This is a genomic window from Psychrobacter halodurans (assembly GCF_017498075.1).
In the GTDB taxonomy this organism is placed as follows: Bacteria; Pseudomonadota; Gammaproteobacteria; order Pseudomonadales; family Moraxellaceae; genus Psychrobacter; species Psychrobacter celer.
The window spans coordinates 235,541-251,022 of record NZ_JAGBKN010000001.1; the positions used below are offsets into that span (position 1 = coordinate 235,541).

A 15,482-nucleotide genomic window follows, 5' to 3' on the forward strand; every position below is an offset into this window, starting at 1 on the left:
ATTAGTCGCTTTATGGTGGCGTCTTTAACAGGCTACTGACCAGTCATCAAACAGTAGGGTGCGATATCAAAAGCACAGCCTAGATATCTATTGCTGTCACCCTACCTTCTCCTACCTTGCCTTTTATCAAGTATCGTTAATCCTAAACCAAAAAAATGCAGCAATGTCCGCATGCGATTGCTATCAACTTATCTGACGTGCTGCTTACTTTTGAGACTTTACGGCATTTATACCTGTAACACTGGGTTTGTTTTATAGTGCATCGACTATATCTTTACTGCTCATTTGTTTTTACTCTCGATGTTTATTCATCATTGCTTTTATGCATCATTGTTTTTATCAATCATAGCCATCAGCTTGATTAACCATTCAACCACACTTTAATCTTGACTAAATTACTCAGGATTAAGTATAATTGGCTTAATCGTTGCACACATCGGGTTGACCATCTGTTGTTTAACGACGATAAGACACCACTTAGCAGATGACTTTTATTTGAGCATGGCAGAGGTTTTGCCTTTTTTATCTTTCGCTTTGGTAGAGAGTTTCTTACTAAGATCGTTGTTAAATAAAAATGATATATAAGTTTGGAGATAACACATGCGTTTGACTACTCGAGGCAGATACGCCGTGACCGCGTTGCTAGATTTGGCGCTACAAACCAGCCAACAAGACAGTGCGGTATCCTTATCTGATATCGCTAAACGGCAATCAATATCTATCTCTTATCTCGAACAGTTATTTTCCAAACTACGCAAACGTGGGCTTGTCACCAGTATACGCGGTGCCGCGGGTGGTTATTACTTAGCCAAACCGCTAAACGAGATAGATGTGATGAGCATCATATCTGCGGTCGATGAGTCGGTTAATGCGATGCAGTGTGAAGGACGCGGCGACTGCCAAGGTGGTACAATGTGCTTAACCCATGATCTATGGTGTGCATTGTCCAATCATATCGAGCAGTACTTGAAAAACATAACATTAGCGCAATTATTAGATATGGAAAATGTGCAGTCCGTCTCAGAGCGACAGCACACCTCCACCAAAGAAGTTTCTATAAAAGACATTAATACCATTACCCTATCGAACAGCGAGGCAAACCCAGCATGAGCCAACATAACAACCTTATATATTTAGATTATGCCGCCACCACGCCAGTTGCTAAGTCAGTAGCTGCTAAGATGAGCGAGTATCTGACTGTAGATGGCATCTTTGGTAACCCAGCCTCGCGCTCGCACGGCTACGGCTGGCAAGCAGAAGAAGCCGTAGAAACCGCGCGTCAGCAAGTGGCTGAAGTCATCAACGCTGATCCGCGTGAAATCGTCTTTACCTCTGGTGCGACTGAATCTGACAACCTTGCCATCAAAGGCGCGGCGCACTTTTATCAATCGCGCGGCAAGCACATCATTACCAGTAAAATTGAGCACAAAGCGGTTTTAGATACCTGCCGTGAGCTTGAGCAAGAAGGTTTTGAGATTACTTACTTAGAGCCACAAGCCGGTACGGGTCTTATTTTGCCAGAGCAAGTAAAAGATGCATTACGTGACGATACGATTTTGGTATCACTGATGATGGTAAACAATGAGCTTGGTACCATCACCGATGTCGCAGCGATTGGTGAAATCACTCGTGACGCTGGCGTGATTTTCCACGTCGATGGCGCGCAGTCTGTCGGTAAAGTAAAAATCAATCTTGAAGAAATGAAAATCGATTTGATGAGTTTCTCAGGACACAAAGCCTATGGCCCTAAAGGTATCGGCGCATTGTTTGTCCGCCGTAAGCCGCGCATTCGCCTAAAAGCTGAGCAGCATGGCGGTGGTCATGAGCGTGGTATGCGCTCAGGTACATTACCGACGCATCAAATCGTAGGTCTAGGAGCAGCATTTGCCCTAGCCAATGAGCGCTTTGAAGAAGATCATGCTCACGTTGCCAAACTCCGCCAAAAACTATGGGATGGCCTGCAAGATATCGAAGAGATCTACCTAAACGGTGATTTAGACAATAGCGTGCCTAATATCGTCAATATCAGTTTTAACTTTGTAGAAGGCGAGTCATTGATGATGTCGCTAAAAGACTTAGCTGTTTCATCAGGCTCGGCCTGTACGTCTGCGACGCTTGAGCCATCATATGTATTACGTGCTATTGGTCGTCCAGATGAGCTGGCTCACAGCTCAATCCGCTTCAGCTTTGGCCGTTATACCACCGAAGAAGACATCGACCGTGTCATCAAACAAATGCACGAAGCGGTTGAGAAACTGCGCGCCCTATCACCACTTTGGGATATGTATCAAGAAGGTGTGGATTTAGATTCAGTAGAATGGGCTGAGCACTAACATTTACCAAACAAATCGCCTTTATGCGCTTTGTTTTAAATATTTATAAAACGATTGATCAGACAATTACAGTAAGCGTTTGACCCCAATTATCGATGAGCGACTGATACGTAGTAAACAATCTATCGCTCATCCCCTAACTAGGAGAAAACCCCATGGCCTATAGTGACCAAGTTATTGATCATTACGAAAACCCACGCAACGTCGGCAATCTTGACAAAAATGCCAAAAACGTTGGTACAGGTATGGTCGGTGCCCCAGCGTGTGGCGACGTGATGCGCCTACAGATCCAAGTAGATGACGCCGGCATCATCGAAGATGCACGTTTTAAAACGTATGGCTGCGGCTCAGCGATTGCCTCAAGCTCACTTGTCACCGAGTGGCTAAAAGGCAAAAGCTTGGACCAAGCTGGCGAGATTAAAAATATGGACATCGCTGAAGAGTTGGCTTTGCCACCTGTAAAAGTGCATTGCTCTGTACTCGCAGAAGACGCCATCAAAGCGGCTATCAGCGACTATAAAGGCAAGCATGGTACCGCTGAAGAAGCGACCAGCTAAGCTTACTGGCGTATGCACTGTTTTATCAGCAAGGCGTCAGTAGTGCTCTAATCGATCGCTACTGAGGCCATAAAGGTGACAATAACGCTACTGTAATTGTCACCTTTTATTTTCTAACTGGCGCAAACACATAAGTCTGGTAGGTTTGCTACTAGTCTCATATTCGTTATTGATAGCTGCTATTAGTAGTTGTTATGAATAACCGTCATTGATTTTATGGTCGATGACATCATATTGAAAGATATCTTTATTATTGATAGTCAATGGGAGTTGGCATGATTGAAATGACAGAACGCGCCGCTCAGCATGTTCGAGAGTTTTTGGACAATCGCGGCAAAGGCGAAGGTATCCGTGTGGGCATTCGTACCGCAGGCTGTTCAGGCTTGGCCTATGTCTTAGAGTTTGTAGATACCCCTGATGACAATGACACGCGTTACGAAAGCCGCGGTGTGAGCATCTTTATCGATCCGAAAAGCTTGGTCTATTTAGACGGCTTATTGATGGATTATGAAAAAGAAGGCTTGAACGAAGGCTTTAAGTTCACCAACCCCAACCAAAAAGGCGAATGTGGTTGCGGTGAGTCGTTTACTGTTTAAAGTTGCCCACCCTTAGCCATTGGCCATCGTTATGACTGAGGCCTACTGGCCTTTAAGCATGTTGTATTTTGATAAAAAATATCATTTGTAACATTTCTATTATTCAGTTGGTAGGCTATACACCACCCAATCTGGCGCTTGATAGCACACTGGATATGATAAGCACTGGTATCTCAGACACTTTATAATAAATAAAAGCAAGGCGTATGATATGACAGACATCACCGCAGAAGCACAGTTTGATAACTTTTTTGCTCTATTTGAGCAGCCCGCTCAGTTTGAGATTGATCAGACCCGTCTGGATCAGCAGTTACGTCTACTACAAAAACGCTATCATCCTGATAATCTGATGGTAGATAGCACAAAAGACGTGGGGAGTGTGACGGAGGCCAAGCAGCAATCAGAGCAAGCTTCAGCGCTGATAAATCAAGCATACCAAACCTTAAAGGCTCCTGATAGCCGCGCCGGCTACCTATTAGAGATGGCAAATCAGGCTCATAATCTTGAGCACTCAATTGCCGATTTAGATTTTTTAGAAGACGCCATGCAGATGCGTATCGATCTAGATGAAGCGATCGAAGATAAGGATCGGACAACGCTTGCGCAGCTACAACCCCAGATTACCACTCGTCTGAGCAAACAATCTGAGCACTTTAGCAGTGCCTATCAAAAGCAAGACTGGCAGACCGCGATTGATGCCACCCAAAAGCTTAAGTTTTTGGTAAAACTCAATGCCGATGTGACGACTGGTCTCGATGAAGTCGCCAGTGCTGAGCACTCTGATGACGATGATTTATATGTTTAGGGTGTCTAGATAAACATACCTTCAATATGTAGATTTAAAGATTGATATTTATCATCATTCGTCCGTCATCATAATTGCGCCATTTCCTTTATTTATTTTATCTTTGAGTGATTTTATGTCTTTATTGCAAATTGCCGAACCCAATCAAAGTGCCCAACCTCATCAGCATCGTTTTGGTCTAGGTATCGACCTTGGCACCACACGCTCACTGGTCGCAGTCGTACGCTCAGGCAAGGCGCAAGTCTTAGAGGCAGGCGCTGACAACGATACGTTGCTGCCCTCTGTCGTCTACTACCCCAGCACTGGCAAACCCATGGTAGGGTATGATGCCCTAGCACATTTGGCCGATGACCCAAAAAACACCATCGTATCCGCCAAGCGCTTTATGGGTCGTAGTCAAGCAGATATTAAATTCTCTCATCCTTATGAGTTAAGCGGCAATGCAGACGACATGCCAGCTTTTGTCACCGCCCAAGGTAAGGTATCCCCTGTTGAAGTCTCAGCACGTATCCTAGCCGCCCTCGAGCAGCGCGCCGCAAGCGCATTACCTGCCGACAGTATCGAAGGGGCAGTGATCACTGTTCCCGCTTATTTTGATGAGGCGCAGCGCCAAGCGACCAAAGATGCTGCACAAGCTGCTGGTATCAATGTGCTACGTCTGTTAAATGAGCCCACGGCTGCCGCTGTCGCCTACGGCCTTGATAAGCCCAATCAAGACAACACGCAAAGCCATTACTTAATTTATGATTTGGGCGGCGGTACCTTTGATGTGTCTATCTTAAAGCTCACCGATGGGGTTTTTGAAGTCTTAGCAACTGGCGGCAACAGTGCGCTAGGCGGTGATGATATCGACCGCTTGCTGACCAACTGGTTGATCAAACAATTAAGTATTGACCCAAAAGACGTCAGTCGGCATGACAAGTCAATCCTTGCCCAGCAAGCCAAAGCATATAAGCAAGTTTTGACGGACGCCGAGCAGGTCGCTATCGACATCACGGTCAACGGTCACTCTTATCAAGGCACCTTGCACCGTGACGATTTATTGACCATTGCTGAGCCTGTCAATCGCCGTACGCTTAGCGTCTGCGAGCAGGTATTACGCGATGCCAAGCTATCTATTGACGATTTGGATGAAGTCATCTTGGTGGGCGGCTCAACCCGTATGCCAGCTGTGCAACAAGTGGTGACCACGTTTTTTGGCAAGCAGCCACTTTGCCGCTTAAACCCAGATGAAGTCGTCGCTCTAGGAGCTGCACAAACCGCGCATCAGCTGGTCAATGGCGATAGCGACAACACACTTTTATTATTAGATGTCACTCCCTTGTCACTCGGCCTTGAAACTATGGGCGGCTTGGTTGAGGTGCTGATTCCCCGTAACACCCCTATCCCTGTCAAAAAACGCCAAGTATTTACCACCTATCAGGACGGTCAGACAGGCATGGTGATTCATGTGGTTCAAGGCGAGCGCGAAACTGTCGAAAACTGCCGTTCGCTTGGACGTTTTGAATTATATGGCATCCCACCGATGAAAGCGGGCTTTGCCCGTATCGAGGTCACCTTTAGCATTGATGCCAATGGACAGCTGACAGTCAGCGCGCAAGAAACCACGACTAAGACTGAAAGCAAAATCGAGATTGTACCCTCTTATGGCTTGTCTGATGAGCAAAAAGAGCAGCTACTGATGGCAGGGTTTGAGCATGCAGAAGCGGACAAAAACGCTCGCTCTTTGATTGAGACAAAAGTAGAGGCAGAACGCGAAGTGTTGGCGCTACAGTCTGCGTTGCAAGAGTTTGCAGCCCTACTGACCCCTGATGAGCAGCAAGCTCTAACACAGCAAATACAAGCGCTACAAACGGCACTAAACACCGATGACTTGACTCTCATTGAAGCCGAACAAGCCAAGCTCAAACCACATAGCGATGCATTTGCTGCTCGCATTATGAATCAAAGCGTCAAGGCCAGCATGGCAGGTACCAGCGCTCAAGATTGGTAACAGCGCGTATAGAATCTATCTATATACGGCTTAGCCATGATAGATGTGATGACGTATAGCAGGCCTGATATATTTTTGAGTTTTTATTTTTTAATTGATTAGCACCGGATAGATAATTTATGCCAAAGATTACCGTATTACCTCATCATGAGATTTGCCCCGAAGGCACTGAAGTCGAGCTAGAAGCTGGCCAGAACCTCTGCAAAGCCCTACTAGAAAAAGGCATTAAGATAGAGCACGCGTGTGAGATGTCAAAAGCCTGTACTACCTGTCATGTGGTGGTGCGTAAAGGATTTAATAGCTTAGATGAGATGGACGATATCGAAGCGGATCTTTTAGACCGTGCTTGGGGTCTGGAGCCAGACTCACGTTTGTCTTGTCAGGTGATGCTCGAAGACGACGACTTGACCATCGAGATTCCCAAATACACGCTCAACCATGCTAAAGAAAACCACTGATAACATACTACTAATAACATATAGTCAAAGCCATCATAAAACGCCAACGATGACTGCATATCATGGTTGGCATTTTTGTCTGCTTACGAATGTGCTGGCATATTAAATATGGTCATACAGATGTCAAATCAGTAAAAGATTCGCTATTAATCGTTGTGACGCTGGCTCTCTGCTGCAATAGTATTTGCTACTTTTTCTTGCTCTTGTTTGATACGCTCGAGAGCGAGGTTTAGACGTTCTCGGATGTCTTGATAGTCTTGATCTTTCATGTCTTTGAAGTTTAGATGCAAATTAAATCCTGGTAACGTATGGTCCACCCATTTTGATAGCTGACCTTTATTGGCATCAGGATCGAGGACTTGCCAAGCATTGACTTTTTCGTCGAAGCCTTTGAGCTGAAACGCACCTGCATGCTGACACTCATAATTGTGACAAACATAATCATAAGTACTTTCGCTGACCAGTATCTCATCTTTGCCCGCGCTACTCTCCAGCCGCGCCGCGAGATTGGCCTCTTTGCCAATCAATGTATAGCTCAAGCGATTATTGCTACCGAAGTTGCCGACATGGCAATAGCCTGTCGTGATACCAACACGTATATACAGCCCTGCAAAACCCATAAGCCGCCACTTATGCCTCAGGGTACGCATTTCACGGCGCATGTCTAGCGCCATTGCCACACAGTCAAGCGCATCTTGACGCGCGCCTTGACTGCTAGGCTCTCCAAAAAAACACACCATCCCATCGCCGACGAACTTATCAAGCACAGCGCCATGCTTATTGGCGATGACCGTCATGCAGTGCATATAGGTATTTAAAATATCTGCCAGATTGTCCGAGCTTAAACTATCAGACAGCTCTGTAAAACCCACAATGTCTGAAAACATAATCGTCAGCTTGGCACGTTTGTTTGACACACTAACGGGCGCATCTGTTTTTACAATTGGCTCCCAAATCTGCGGTGGCACAAAACGGGTCAACTTATTGATGACTGAAACCATGGTACCCAAACGCCCTACCGCTTGCTGCGCACGCTGTTGGTGACCCATGTACTTTTGATACACATAGCGAAACTGACACAGCATCACCGCCATACTGGACAGTAGCACCACTGGCGGCAGCCAACTGTCATGGCAGTCCATCTGCGTGCTGTTTAAAATCACGCTGACATAATAAAAAACAATCACAGTCACTATCGAGACAATGACCAGTCTAATTTGGTTTTCAGGACTACTAATAATAATACGTAGCGCAATCAAAGCTGCCAGACTGATCGACATGACCGTGCACAGCTGTATCGAGCCTATGACTGCAGACAGCAAAATAATGACGATATTGGAGGTCCAAAAACTGGTCTGACGGCGATAGTTATATATCAAAATCAGCAAGCTTGGCAGGCTAACGACGATCAGCAGTGCCATCGAGGTGGCACTAAAGTCAAAATGCAGGGCAAGAAGCACAACCGTTAGGATCAAGACAAACACTTCTGGATAGTCGAATCGATAGATACCATTCGTCTGCGATGGAAATTTCGGTCTCAACGTATCTAAAAGAGGCATATGAAGTGTTCGCTTAATAACGCAGACTATCGATAAATGTTAGAAGCAGGAGAATAGTACAGAGACAGTCGATATCGTTATGAACATACTATTTTCAAAATCCAAACAACAGGCAGACAAACGCAACTCGCCAACACTGATGGCACTTTAGGTTTGGTATAAAATAACCTGAAAGATTATTATACGTTTTCATTTTTATAAAACATACGTTACTGATACGCAAAACCCTACCGTTGGTCACTTAATAAGCAAGCCATCATGAGCAAGTTTATAGCCTTACTTGATACTAGGCTGTCTTACTGCACCCTAAAGCTGCTTGAGGCGCCAGAATAAGGCTTAATTTTGCCTGTCCAGCCGCTTTTCCAGTCGCCAGCATGGGTTAGTCGATATGTCCCTGCTGGCGTATCGGCACGGATGCGCCAATCGATAATCGCTTTGCTATAGGCCGCCCCTTCTCGCTGCCACGTGTAGGTGGTCTCAAAGTCACGGTCGCTTAGATAGTCCACCCATTGACCATCTTGGTAACGCTGCACCTTAAGAAAGCTGTCTTCAGTACGTAGGTTGTTTTTGGGGTGCGCTGCGCGAAATACCGCCGTAGCGACCTCCCCGCTTTGGTAACTAGGGTTTGGCTGCGTGAGCACTTGCCCCCAACGTTGATGTATGGGTTTGTCATCGAATACCACGCCTGTACGCTCATGAAACGACTTATGTGAGCGATCAGGTGGTGCGGCACTGTCAGGCACGTCTGTACCGGTGCGTAGCGCTTCGGCTAACTGGCTATACTCCTGTATATACGCCGCCGTTTGATAAGGGCCATACTCCGTAGAGGCACCTTCATAATGCTGGGCGGCAAACTCCTCACGTGTACTCAAATAGCCGCTATAGTTATTGGCCAAACCGTTGACAATGACGGTATCGACCCCTGCGTCTTTTAGCTGAGCAAGTACAGCGGCTCGTATCCGCCGCCCCGCCATGGTGGTCGGCTCGCCAGGAATAGCCACAATAGCGATATTACCGATACGCATGAGCTGGACAGGCTGCTCAGTATTTATCCAGCCCCACTTGCCAGTTGGCAATAGCACTTGTTTTTCTGCCTGACAGTCGTCTTGATTGACGGTTGAGACGATACCAAAGGCGCCGCGTGTCAAACTGGCCAAAAGCGACTGATCGACTTTATTGATATCATCATTGATCCGAAAGCTCGCGCGCGTCATGCCTTCGTATATGCCAGGGATATTTGATGGCCCGTTTTCGCCGCCTGCAGCAAAAGAATAACCTCGGGCAGGCGTACATAAGACTTTGTCACCCGCACCATTGGTGAACCTGCTTTCGACCTGATAGCCTTTTAGATCAACCCAGCGTGCGCGGACATCCACCGGCCCCGCGACAGGGGCACCTTGATGCCATAGTTCAGCAGCCTTATCAAGCTGCAGTTGCCCATCGCGTCGGACGTTTTCCCATTCGTCATCACTACCCTGAAAGCCGGGTTTTGAGTTGGCATTACCGCCTGCCGCCAATACATCCCCTTCATCAGCATTGGCAAAGGCCGCGACAAAAGGTCTGTCCGCGTTGTTATTAAACAGCTTTTCGGCGCCAAGCTGAGCGTAGCCCTTGTTGTCCGCGCTAAGATGCATAAACTGATTGCTAAAGCTGGTCGGGTGCAGGGCAAACCAATTGATCAGTCCCATCGGTGTGCCATCGGCAGCATCTAGGCGCAGCTGAGTCATGGTCTCATTGACATTACTATCAAACTCTTGCGCATCGACATTGTTGTTATACGCAATCTGTGAACGGTTAACAGTCGCCCCTTTTAACTCGCCTTGTGCCACAGACAACGTCCCTGGCGTCAATGACTCATGAGCGCGTTTGATCGAAGTGACAATTCCGCCGACGATAGCGTTGAAGTTTTGCTGACTATAGCCCGCTAGTGTGTCGTCCGTGCTGGCGATTTGATACAGCTGCTGATGCGAGTAGCCAGCATTTCCCACATGAGTATGCGTGGCGGCAAGCATCACATTATCATCGTTATACAAGTCGCCAAAATCTGCTTGCAAGCGTTTGATAACCTCAAGCTTGACCGCGGTAAACATCGCGCCCATATCCGCTGAGACATAGACGACTCGGTTACCTGCATTGCTATCCGCTTCGCCGACAATAAAAGCATGAGAATATAGACGATCATTGATACCCTGCACCACCTGACCTGCAGCATAGCCAAACATGCCCGTTTCGGCTGCAGCTCCTGTGATGTCGGCTTTACCAGTACCGACAAGGTAACGGTGCGCGACCGATTTAGCAGCAGCGCTGGCGCTAAAGTTTGACGTAATAGAGCGGTTAGATGGGTCAGCATCAGTTGTGATGGTTTGTGTTGCCGCGGGCGACATGGCGGTAGGCTCAGTAGAGTCTGTTTCACAGGCCGTCATACCCAGCAACGCGGTACAAATCGAGAGAAACAACATAGTAGATCGTCGTGACGAGGGTGGTGAGATAGAGGAAGTAGCCATTTGTTGTCCTTAACATAGAGTGAAACTTTAAATCAAACAATCTTGATTTAAAATTGAAGGTCTCAGCACTTCGCACCGCATCTACTCTGATGTGACGCAGCAAAGACACTGAGCTGACAAGCTGGCTATATCCATGTAGCCAACTTACACTCTAATATAACGACTGACAGACAAATGTAAAATATTTTTCGTAAAGCCGTACAATAAACTCATTAACACAGAGAGCTATGCTTACAGACGACGCTCATGACTATGCGTATTTAACCGTTTATTACCAAAGGCTTATTGCTAAAAGACCTACTGCATCTGCCAATCAAACGGCATTTGATGATGACCACGCAGCGCCATCATCAAGGTTTGCTGCATTTGCGCCAGTACTTCTTTGGTGTAAGGTACAGCAGGGACGCCCCACACTGGGTTGGGCCACTGCATATCGTTTTGATAACGAACGATATGATGAAAATGAAGCTGCGGCACCTGATTGCCCAGCGCAGCCACGTTCATCTTGTCAGCCTGAAAAGTCTTGGCAAGTTGGCTGGACAACCAGCTCGACTCACGCAAAAACTGCGCTTGGTCGGCCTCAGACAGCTCATACAATTCTTTGATACCAGAGACACGTGGCACCAATATCAACCAAGGAAACTGACAATCATTGATTAAACGGCAGGTCGATAATGGGAAATCTCCCACCAAAAAACTGTCGGCTGCAAGTTTATGATGAAGTTGGAACATAATGACGGTTCTCTTGTTATGAAGGGGATAACGCTTAGATACTAAAAATAAGGGTGGCCAAGACCTATCGGACGCTATAGGCCATAGAGTAGACACAGAGTATCTGCTATTTTATCAGTTATCCAGTAGATAAAATAGCGCCTTGATAGATTGGCTGCTGTTTTACTGTGCTGCTGCCTAATAGATGCGGCGCTTGATATGATGATTGACGTCACTCGAAGTGCTAAGCAGGCTCTGCTACCATATGCTCGCTAAAGTAGCGTAGCAACTCCTCAAGCACAGTCACGCGTTGCTGAGGCGTGGCCAGCTTATCGGCATCTTGATAGCGAATGCCAGAGGCGCCATTCATCCGGTAGCGCTGTCCATCTTTTTGAATAAGCTGGATAATTGCCAAGGCGTCAACTGGCGTATCAGGAGCAAACTCTAACGTCATGCTGCTACTATTGGCATCGATTTTGTTGATCTTCAATGGCTCGGCCTGTATGCGCAGTCTATGGATGGCAAATAAATGCTTGGTCTGATCTGGCAGTGTGCCAAAACGATCAATCATCTCGGTACGGATATCGGTGAGCGCCTCAAAATCATCAGCATTACTGATGCGCTTATAAAATAGCAAACGCTGATGCACATCATGCAAGTATTCTTCTGGTATCAGCGCTGAGCTGTGCAGATTGATCTCACTGGTCAGTGACAATGGGGTATTCAAATCAGGCTCTTTGCCCGCCTTGATGGCCTTTGTCGCACGCTCTAGCATATCCATATACAAGCTAAAGCCAATGGCTTGCATGTTACCGCTTTGCTGCTTGCCCAGTATCTCACCTGCCCCGCGAATCTCCAAATCCTCACTCGCCAGCATAAAGCCTGCACCCAATGTATTGGCGCGTTCAATGGCGTGCAGACGGCGCTTGGCATCGCCTTTTAAGCCTTTGATAGATGGCACGAGCAAGTAGCAATACGCCTGATGATGACTACGGCCTACGCGGCCTCGCAGCTGATGCAGCTGCGCCAGACCAAACTTATCCGCGCGCTCAATGATGATAGTATTGGCATTTGGTACGTCGATACCGGTCTCGATGATGGTCGAACACACCAGCACATTGAACTTTTTATGATAAAACTGCTCCATAATCTGCTCAAGCTGGCGCTCTTGCATCTGCCCATGCGCGACCCCCACTCTAGCCTCGGGCACCAGCTCACGTATCGTCTCTGCCATGCGCTCAATGCTCGCCACATCATTATGCAGCAGGTAGACTTGCCCGCCGCGTAATAGCTCACGCAAGATAGCCTCTTTCATCAAGGCATCGGTCTTTTGCATGACAAAGGTTTTGATCGCCAGACGACGAGCAGGCGGCGTGGCGATAATCGACATATCACGCATGCCAGATAGTGCCATATTAAGCGTACGCGGAATCGGCGTCGCTGTCATCGACATACTGTCTACATCGGTCTGAATGGCTTTGATACGCTCTTTGTGGCGCACACCAAAGCGGTGCTCTTCATCAACAATCATCAGCCCCAAATTGGCAAACTTTACATCCGGCTGCAACAGTTTATGGGTACCGATGACGATATCCACCTTACCCGCGGCAAGGTCTGCCAATACCGTCTCTTGATGCTTTTTGCCACCAAAACGCGATAATGTCTCGATACGTACTGGCCAATCGGCAAAACGGTCGCGAAAATTGTCTTCGTGCTGACCTGCCAGCAGCGTCGTTGGCACCAATACCGCCACTTGATAACCGGCACTGACCGCAATGAACGCCGCGCGCATCGCCACTTCTGTCTTGCCAAAACCCACATCACCGCAAATGAGGCGATCCATCGGCTGGTTTTGTCTCATGTCCTCCATCACCGCATGGATAGCATTGGCCTGATCGGCGGTCTCTTCAAAGGCAAACTGACTGGCAAACAGCTCATATTGTGAAGGGTCAATCTTGAAATGAATACCGACTTTGGCCTCACGCCTTGCCTGCATATTGAGCAGCTCGGCGGCGACATCATGGATTTGCTCCAGCGCTTTTTGTTTGGCTTTGTCCCACTTGCCGCTACCTATTTTATGGAGTGGTGCAAGCGCGGGGTCACCACCGCTGTAGCGGCTGATCATTTGCAAATTGGCAACGGGTACATAAATACTGGCGTCGTCCGCGTATTTTAGATGAATAAACTCTTGCTCGCCATCGCCGACATCTAAGGTAATCAGCCCATTATAGCGGCCGATACCATGCTCGATATGCACCACTGGGCTGCCTTCGGTAATCTCTGTGACGCTTTTGACCAAAAACTCTTCTGACACCCCGCTTTGGCGGCGGCGACGTGTTTGTAGCACTTGCCTACCAAACAGCTGAGTCTCACTGATCACCACCAGGCGCTCAGGAATATACACCCCGCGCTCGATAGGCGCCACCGTCAGCCCTACCTGCGGCAAGTTATTGTCACTAAGGGTTGTGACCTTATCAGCGGCCAAAAACGCTTCAAAGCTATCATACGCTTTGGTATCTACCTTACCCTTAAACAGCTCTATCAAAATCTCACGGCGCCCTGCTGTTTCGGCAACGATCAGCACCGGCGTCGCTGTTTGTGCTTGCTGTAGCAAAAACTCTAGCAAATCGGCCAATGGTTCTGCTTTTTGGTGATTGACCGCCAGCTGCGGCGGTTGTTGCGCCGTGAGTGTGACCAACCCTTGCCGATTAAAGGCAGCCTGTGCGGTCGATGAGGCATCATTGTCTATCGCCGCGCGCGTCTCATGCGCACTGAGCATCACTCGCGGATAGTGGTTAAGATGCTCGTTTAAGGTATTTGATAATAAATATAACAATTCTGGGGCGACAATGGGTTTGTCGATATCGTGCCTGCGCTCTTCATAACGGCGCTGAATCTGCGACCAATAATCCGCTTGTGTTTCGTGGATTCGCTCATCGATGATAAACAGAGCGTCATCTGGCAAATAAGCAAACAAGCTGCTGTCAGCTTGCCAGTCATCCAAATCAAAAAACAATGGCTGATAGTACTCAAGCCCGCTACTGGCGATACCCGCCATCACATCTTTATGCAGCTCAGACTTGCGACTGCTGGTATTGGGAAACATCGCTGCAAAGTTGGTCCGAAACGTCTCGCGCCCTTCATCGAGCGGAAACTCTTTGGCAGGTAGTATCTGAAACTGCTGAATAGGTTTTGAGATATCAGGCAGTTTATGCAGTAGCGACAGTGACTCTTTGCCGATGCTACTGTCGTTACCACTCATCATGTTTTTTAGATCGTCGACGGTCAGCGTACGCTGCGTCTGCGGATTAAAAAAGCGAATGGTTTCGATTTCATCATCAAACAAGTCTAAACGTAGCGGAAATGGCTGCCCCATAGCAAAGATATCGACAATACTACCGCGTACCGCAAACTCGCCTGGCTCAAAGACGTTTTCGACCGCACGGTAGCCTGCCTTTGCAAGCAGCTCGCGCTGAGTATTAATATCAAAGCGATCACCGACACTCAAATCAAAATGCTGCCCTATCAGCCAGCTTGGCGGGGCGATCCGGTGCATGAGCGCCTGCACCGAGATGAGCAGCACGCCTTTAGTGGGCATATCGGTCAATAGGTTGATACGCTCGCTGACGATGTCTTGATGCGGGGACAGCTCATCGTAGGTCAGCGTCTCCCAATCAGGAAACACATAGGCATCGACGCCGCAAAACGCCAGCTCGGTTTCTATCTGATTGAGCTGGTTTTGATCGCGCGTTACCACTACTTTTAGACGCTCGGACACGTCCCATACCAACGCTTGCATCAAGCTTGCCAGCCATAGACTACTGACCGCACCATAAACAGGGGTCAGCCAGCGCCGCTCGGCATGAGCGATAGGAAACAACTGCTGGTTAATAGGGTCAAACGCGTCAGTCAAAGCAGTGATAGGCATAGAGGATAAGATCAAAGTTAAGAGTCAGAAAGCTATTA

General features: G+C 47.7%; 11 protein-coding genes. 7 read left to right on the forward strand and 4 right to left on the reverse strand.

Going from position 1 to position 15,482, the window contains the following annotated elements; translation table 11 throughout:
- Positions 1-600 precede the first annotated feature (600 nt).
- The 7 genes from J3491_RS00940 (at position 601) to fdx (ending at position 6,742) form a co-directional block, all read left to right on the forward strand.
- Complete coding sequence (locus J3491_RS00940) at positions 601-1,110, forward strand: Rrf2 family transcriptional regulator (protein WP_207968895.1); 510 nt, start codon at positions 601-603, stop codon at positions 1,108-1,110.
- A complete protein-coding gene (locus tag J3491_RS00945) occupies positions 1,107-2,333 on the forward strand; it encodes an IscS subfamily cysteine desulfurase (protein WP_207968896.1) in 1,227 nt (408 codons plus the stop codon). The genes J3491_RS00940 and J3491_RS00945 overlap by 4 nt, the downstream gene beginning before the upstream one ends.
- 155 nt (positions 2,334-2,488) lie before the next feature.
- On the forward strand, positions 2,489-2,890 hold the full coding sequence (gene iscU / locus J3491_RS00950) for a Fe-S cluster assembly scaffold IscU (protein ID WP_075100714.1): 402 nt from the start codon (positions 2,489-2,491) through the stop codon (positions 2,888-2,890).
- A 275-nt stretch (positions 2,891-3,165) separates the two neighbouring features.
- On the forward strand, positions 3,166-3,486 hold the full coding sequence (gene iscA / locus J3491_RS00955; RefSeq protein ID WP_075100713.1) for an iron-sulfur cluster assembly protein IscA: 321 nt from the start codon (positions 3,166-3,168) through the stop codon (positions 3,484-3,486).
- Between the two features lie 211 nt (positions 3,487-3,697).
- Positions 3,698-4,291 carry a Fe-S protein assembly co-chaperone HscB gene (hscB, locus tag J3491_RS00960; protein ID WP_207968897.1) on the forward strand — a complete coding sequence of 198 codons (594 nt, stop codon included), beginning with the start codon at positions 3,698-3,700 and terminating at the stop codon, positions 4,289-4,291.
- Positions 4,292-4,406: 115 nt separating this feature from the next.
- Positions 4,407-6,284: a Fe-S protein assembly chaperone HscA gene (hscA, locus tag J3491_RS00965; RefSeq protein WP_207968898.1), complete on the forward strand. Its 1,878-nt coding sequence runs from the start codon at positions 4,407-4,409 to the stop codon at positions 6,282-6,284.
- Between the two features lie 119 nt (positions 6,285-6,403).
- Positions 6,404-6,742, forward strand: coding sequence for an ISC system 2Fe-2S type ferredoxin (gene fdx, locus J3491_RS00970; RefSeq protein ID WP_075100710.1), 339 nt, complete (start codon positions 6,404-6,406; stop codon positions 6,740-6,742).
- Between the two features lie 146 nt (positions 6,743-6,888).
- On the opposite strand, the gene J3491_RS00975 is transcribed toward fdx, so the two are convergent.
- The 4 genes from J3491_RS00975 to mfd form a co-directional block, all read right to left on the reverse strand.
- Positions 6,889-8,301, reverse strand: coding sequence for an adenylate/guanylate cyclase domain-containing protein (locus J3491_RS00975; protein ID WP_207968899.1), 1,413 nt, complete (start codon positions 8,299-8,301; stop codon positions 6,889-6,891).
- 296 nt (positions 8,302-8,597) lie between these two features.
- The gene (locus tag J3491_RS00980; protein WP_243456002.1) at positions 8,598-10,805 is read right to left on the reverse strand and encodes a neutral/alkaline non-lysosomal ceramidase N-terminal domain-containing protein; all 2,208 of its coding nucleotides are present in this window, start codon (positions 10,803-10,805) and stop codon (positions 8,598-8,600) included.
- A 297-nt stretch (positions 10,806-11,102) separates the two neighbouring features.
- Entirely contained in the window at positions 11,103-11,537 is a 435-nt protein-coding gene (locus tag J3491_RS00985) for an HIT domain-containing protein (protein ID WP_075100708.1), read from the reverse strand.
- Positions 11,538-11,760: 223 nt separating this feature from the next.
- A complete protein-coding gene (mfd, locus tag J3491_RS00990) occupies positions 11,761-15,444 on the reverse strand; it encodes a transcription-repair coupling factor (protein WP_207968900.1) in 3,684 nt (1,227 codons plus the stop codon).
- Between the last annotated feature and the right edge of the window lie 38 nt (positions 15,445-15,482).

Bases quoted from the DNA above. Each gene is read 5' to 3' on its own strand.
- J3491_RS00940 (WP_207968895.1), top strand. From the start codon at position 601: ATGCGTTTGACTACTCGAGGCAGATACGCCGTGACCGCGTTGCTAGAT.
- hscA (WP_207968898.1), top strand. From the start codon at position 4,407: ATGTCTTTATTGCAAATTGCCGAACCCAATCAAAGTGCCCAACCTCAT.
- J3491_RS00945 (WP_207968896.1), top strand. From the start codon at position 1,107: ATGAGCCAACATAACAACCTTATATATTTAGATTATGCCGCCACCACG.
- iscU (WP_075100714.1), top strand. From the start codon at position 2,489: ATGGCCTATAGTGACCAAGTTATTGATCATTACGAAAACCCACGCAAC.
- J3491_RS00980 (WP_243456002.1), bottom strand. From the start codon at position 10,805: ATGGCTACTTCCTCTATCTCACCACCCTCGTCACGACGATCTACTATG.
- J3491_RS00975 (WP_207968899.1), bottom strand. From the start codon at position 8,301: ATGCCTCTTTTAGATACGTTGAGACCGAAATTTCCATCGCAGACGAAT.
- fdx (WP_075100710.1), top strand. From the start codon at position 6,404: ATGCCAAAGATTACCGTATTACCTCATCATGAGATTTGCCCCGAAGGC.
- hscB (WP_207968897.1), top strand. From the start codon at position 3,698: ATGACAGACATCACCGCAGAAGCACAGTTTGATAACTTTTTTGCTCTA.
- mfd (WP_207968900.1), bottom strand. From the start codon at position 15,444: ATGCCTATCACTGCTTTGACTGACGCGTTTGACCCTATTAACCAGCAG.
- iscA (WP_075100713.1), top strand. From the start codon at position 3,166: ATGATTGAAATGACAGAACGCGCCGCTCAGCATGTTCGAGAGTTTTTG.
- J3491_RS00985 (WP_075100708.1), bottom strand. From the start codon at position 11,537: ATGTTCCAACTTCATCATAAACTTGCAGCCGACAGTTTTTTGGTGGGA.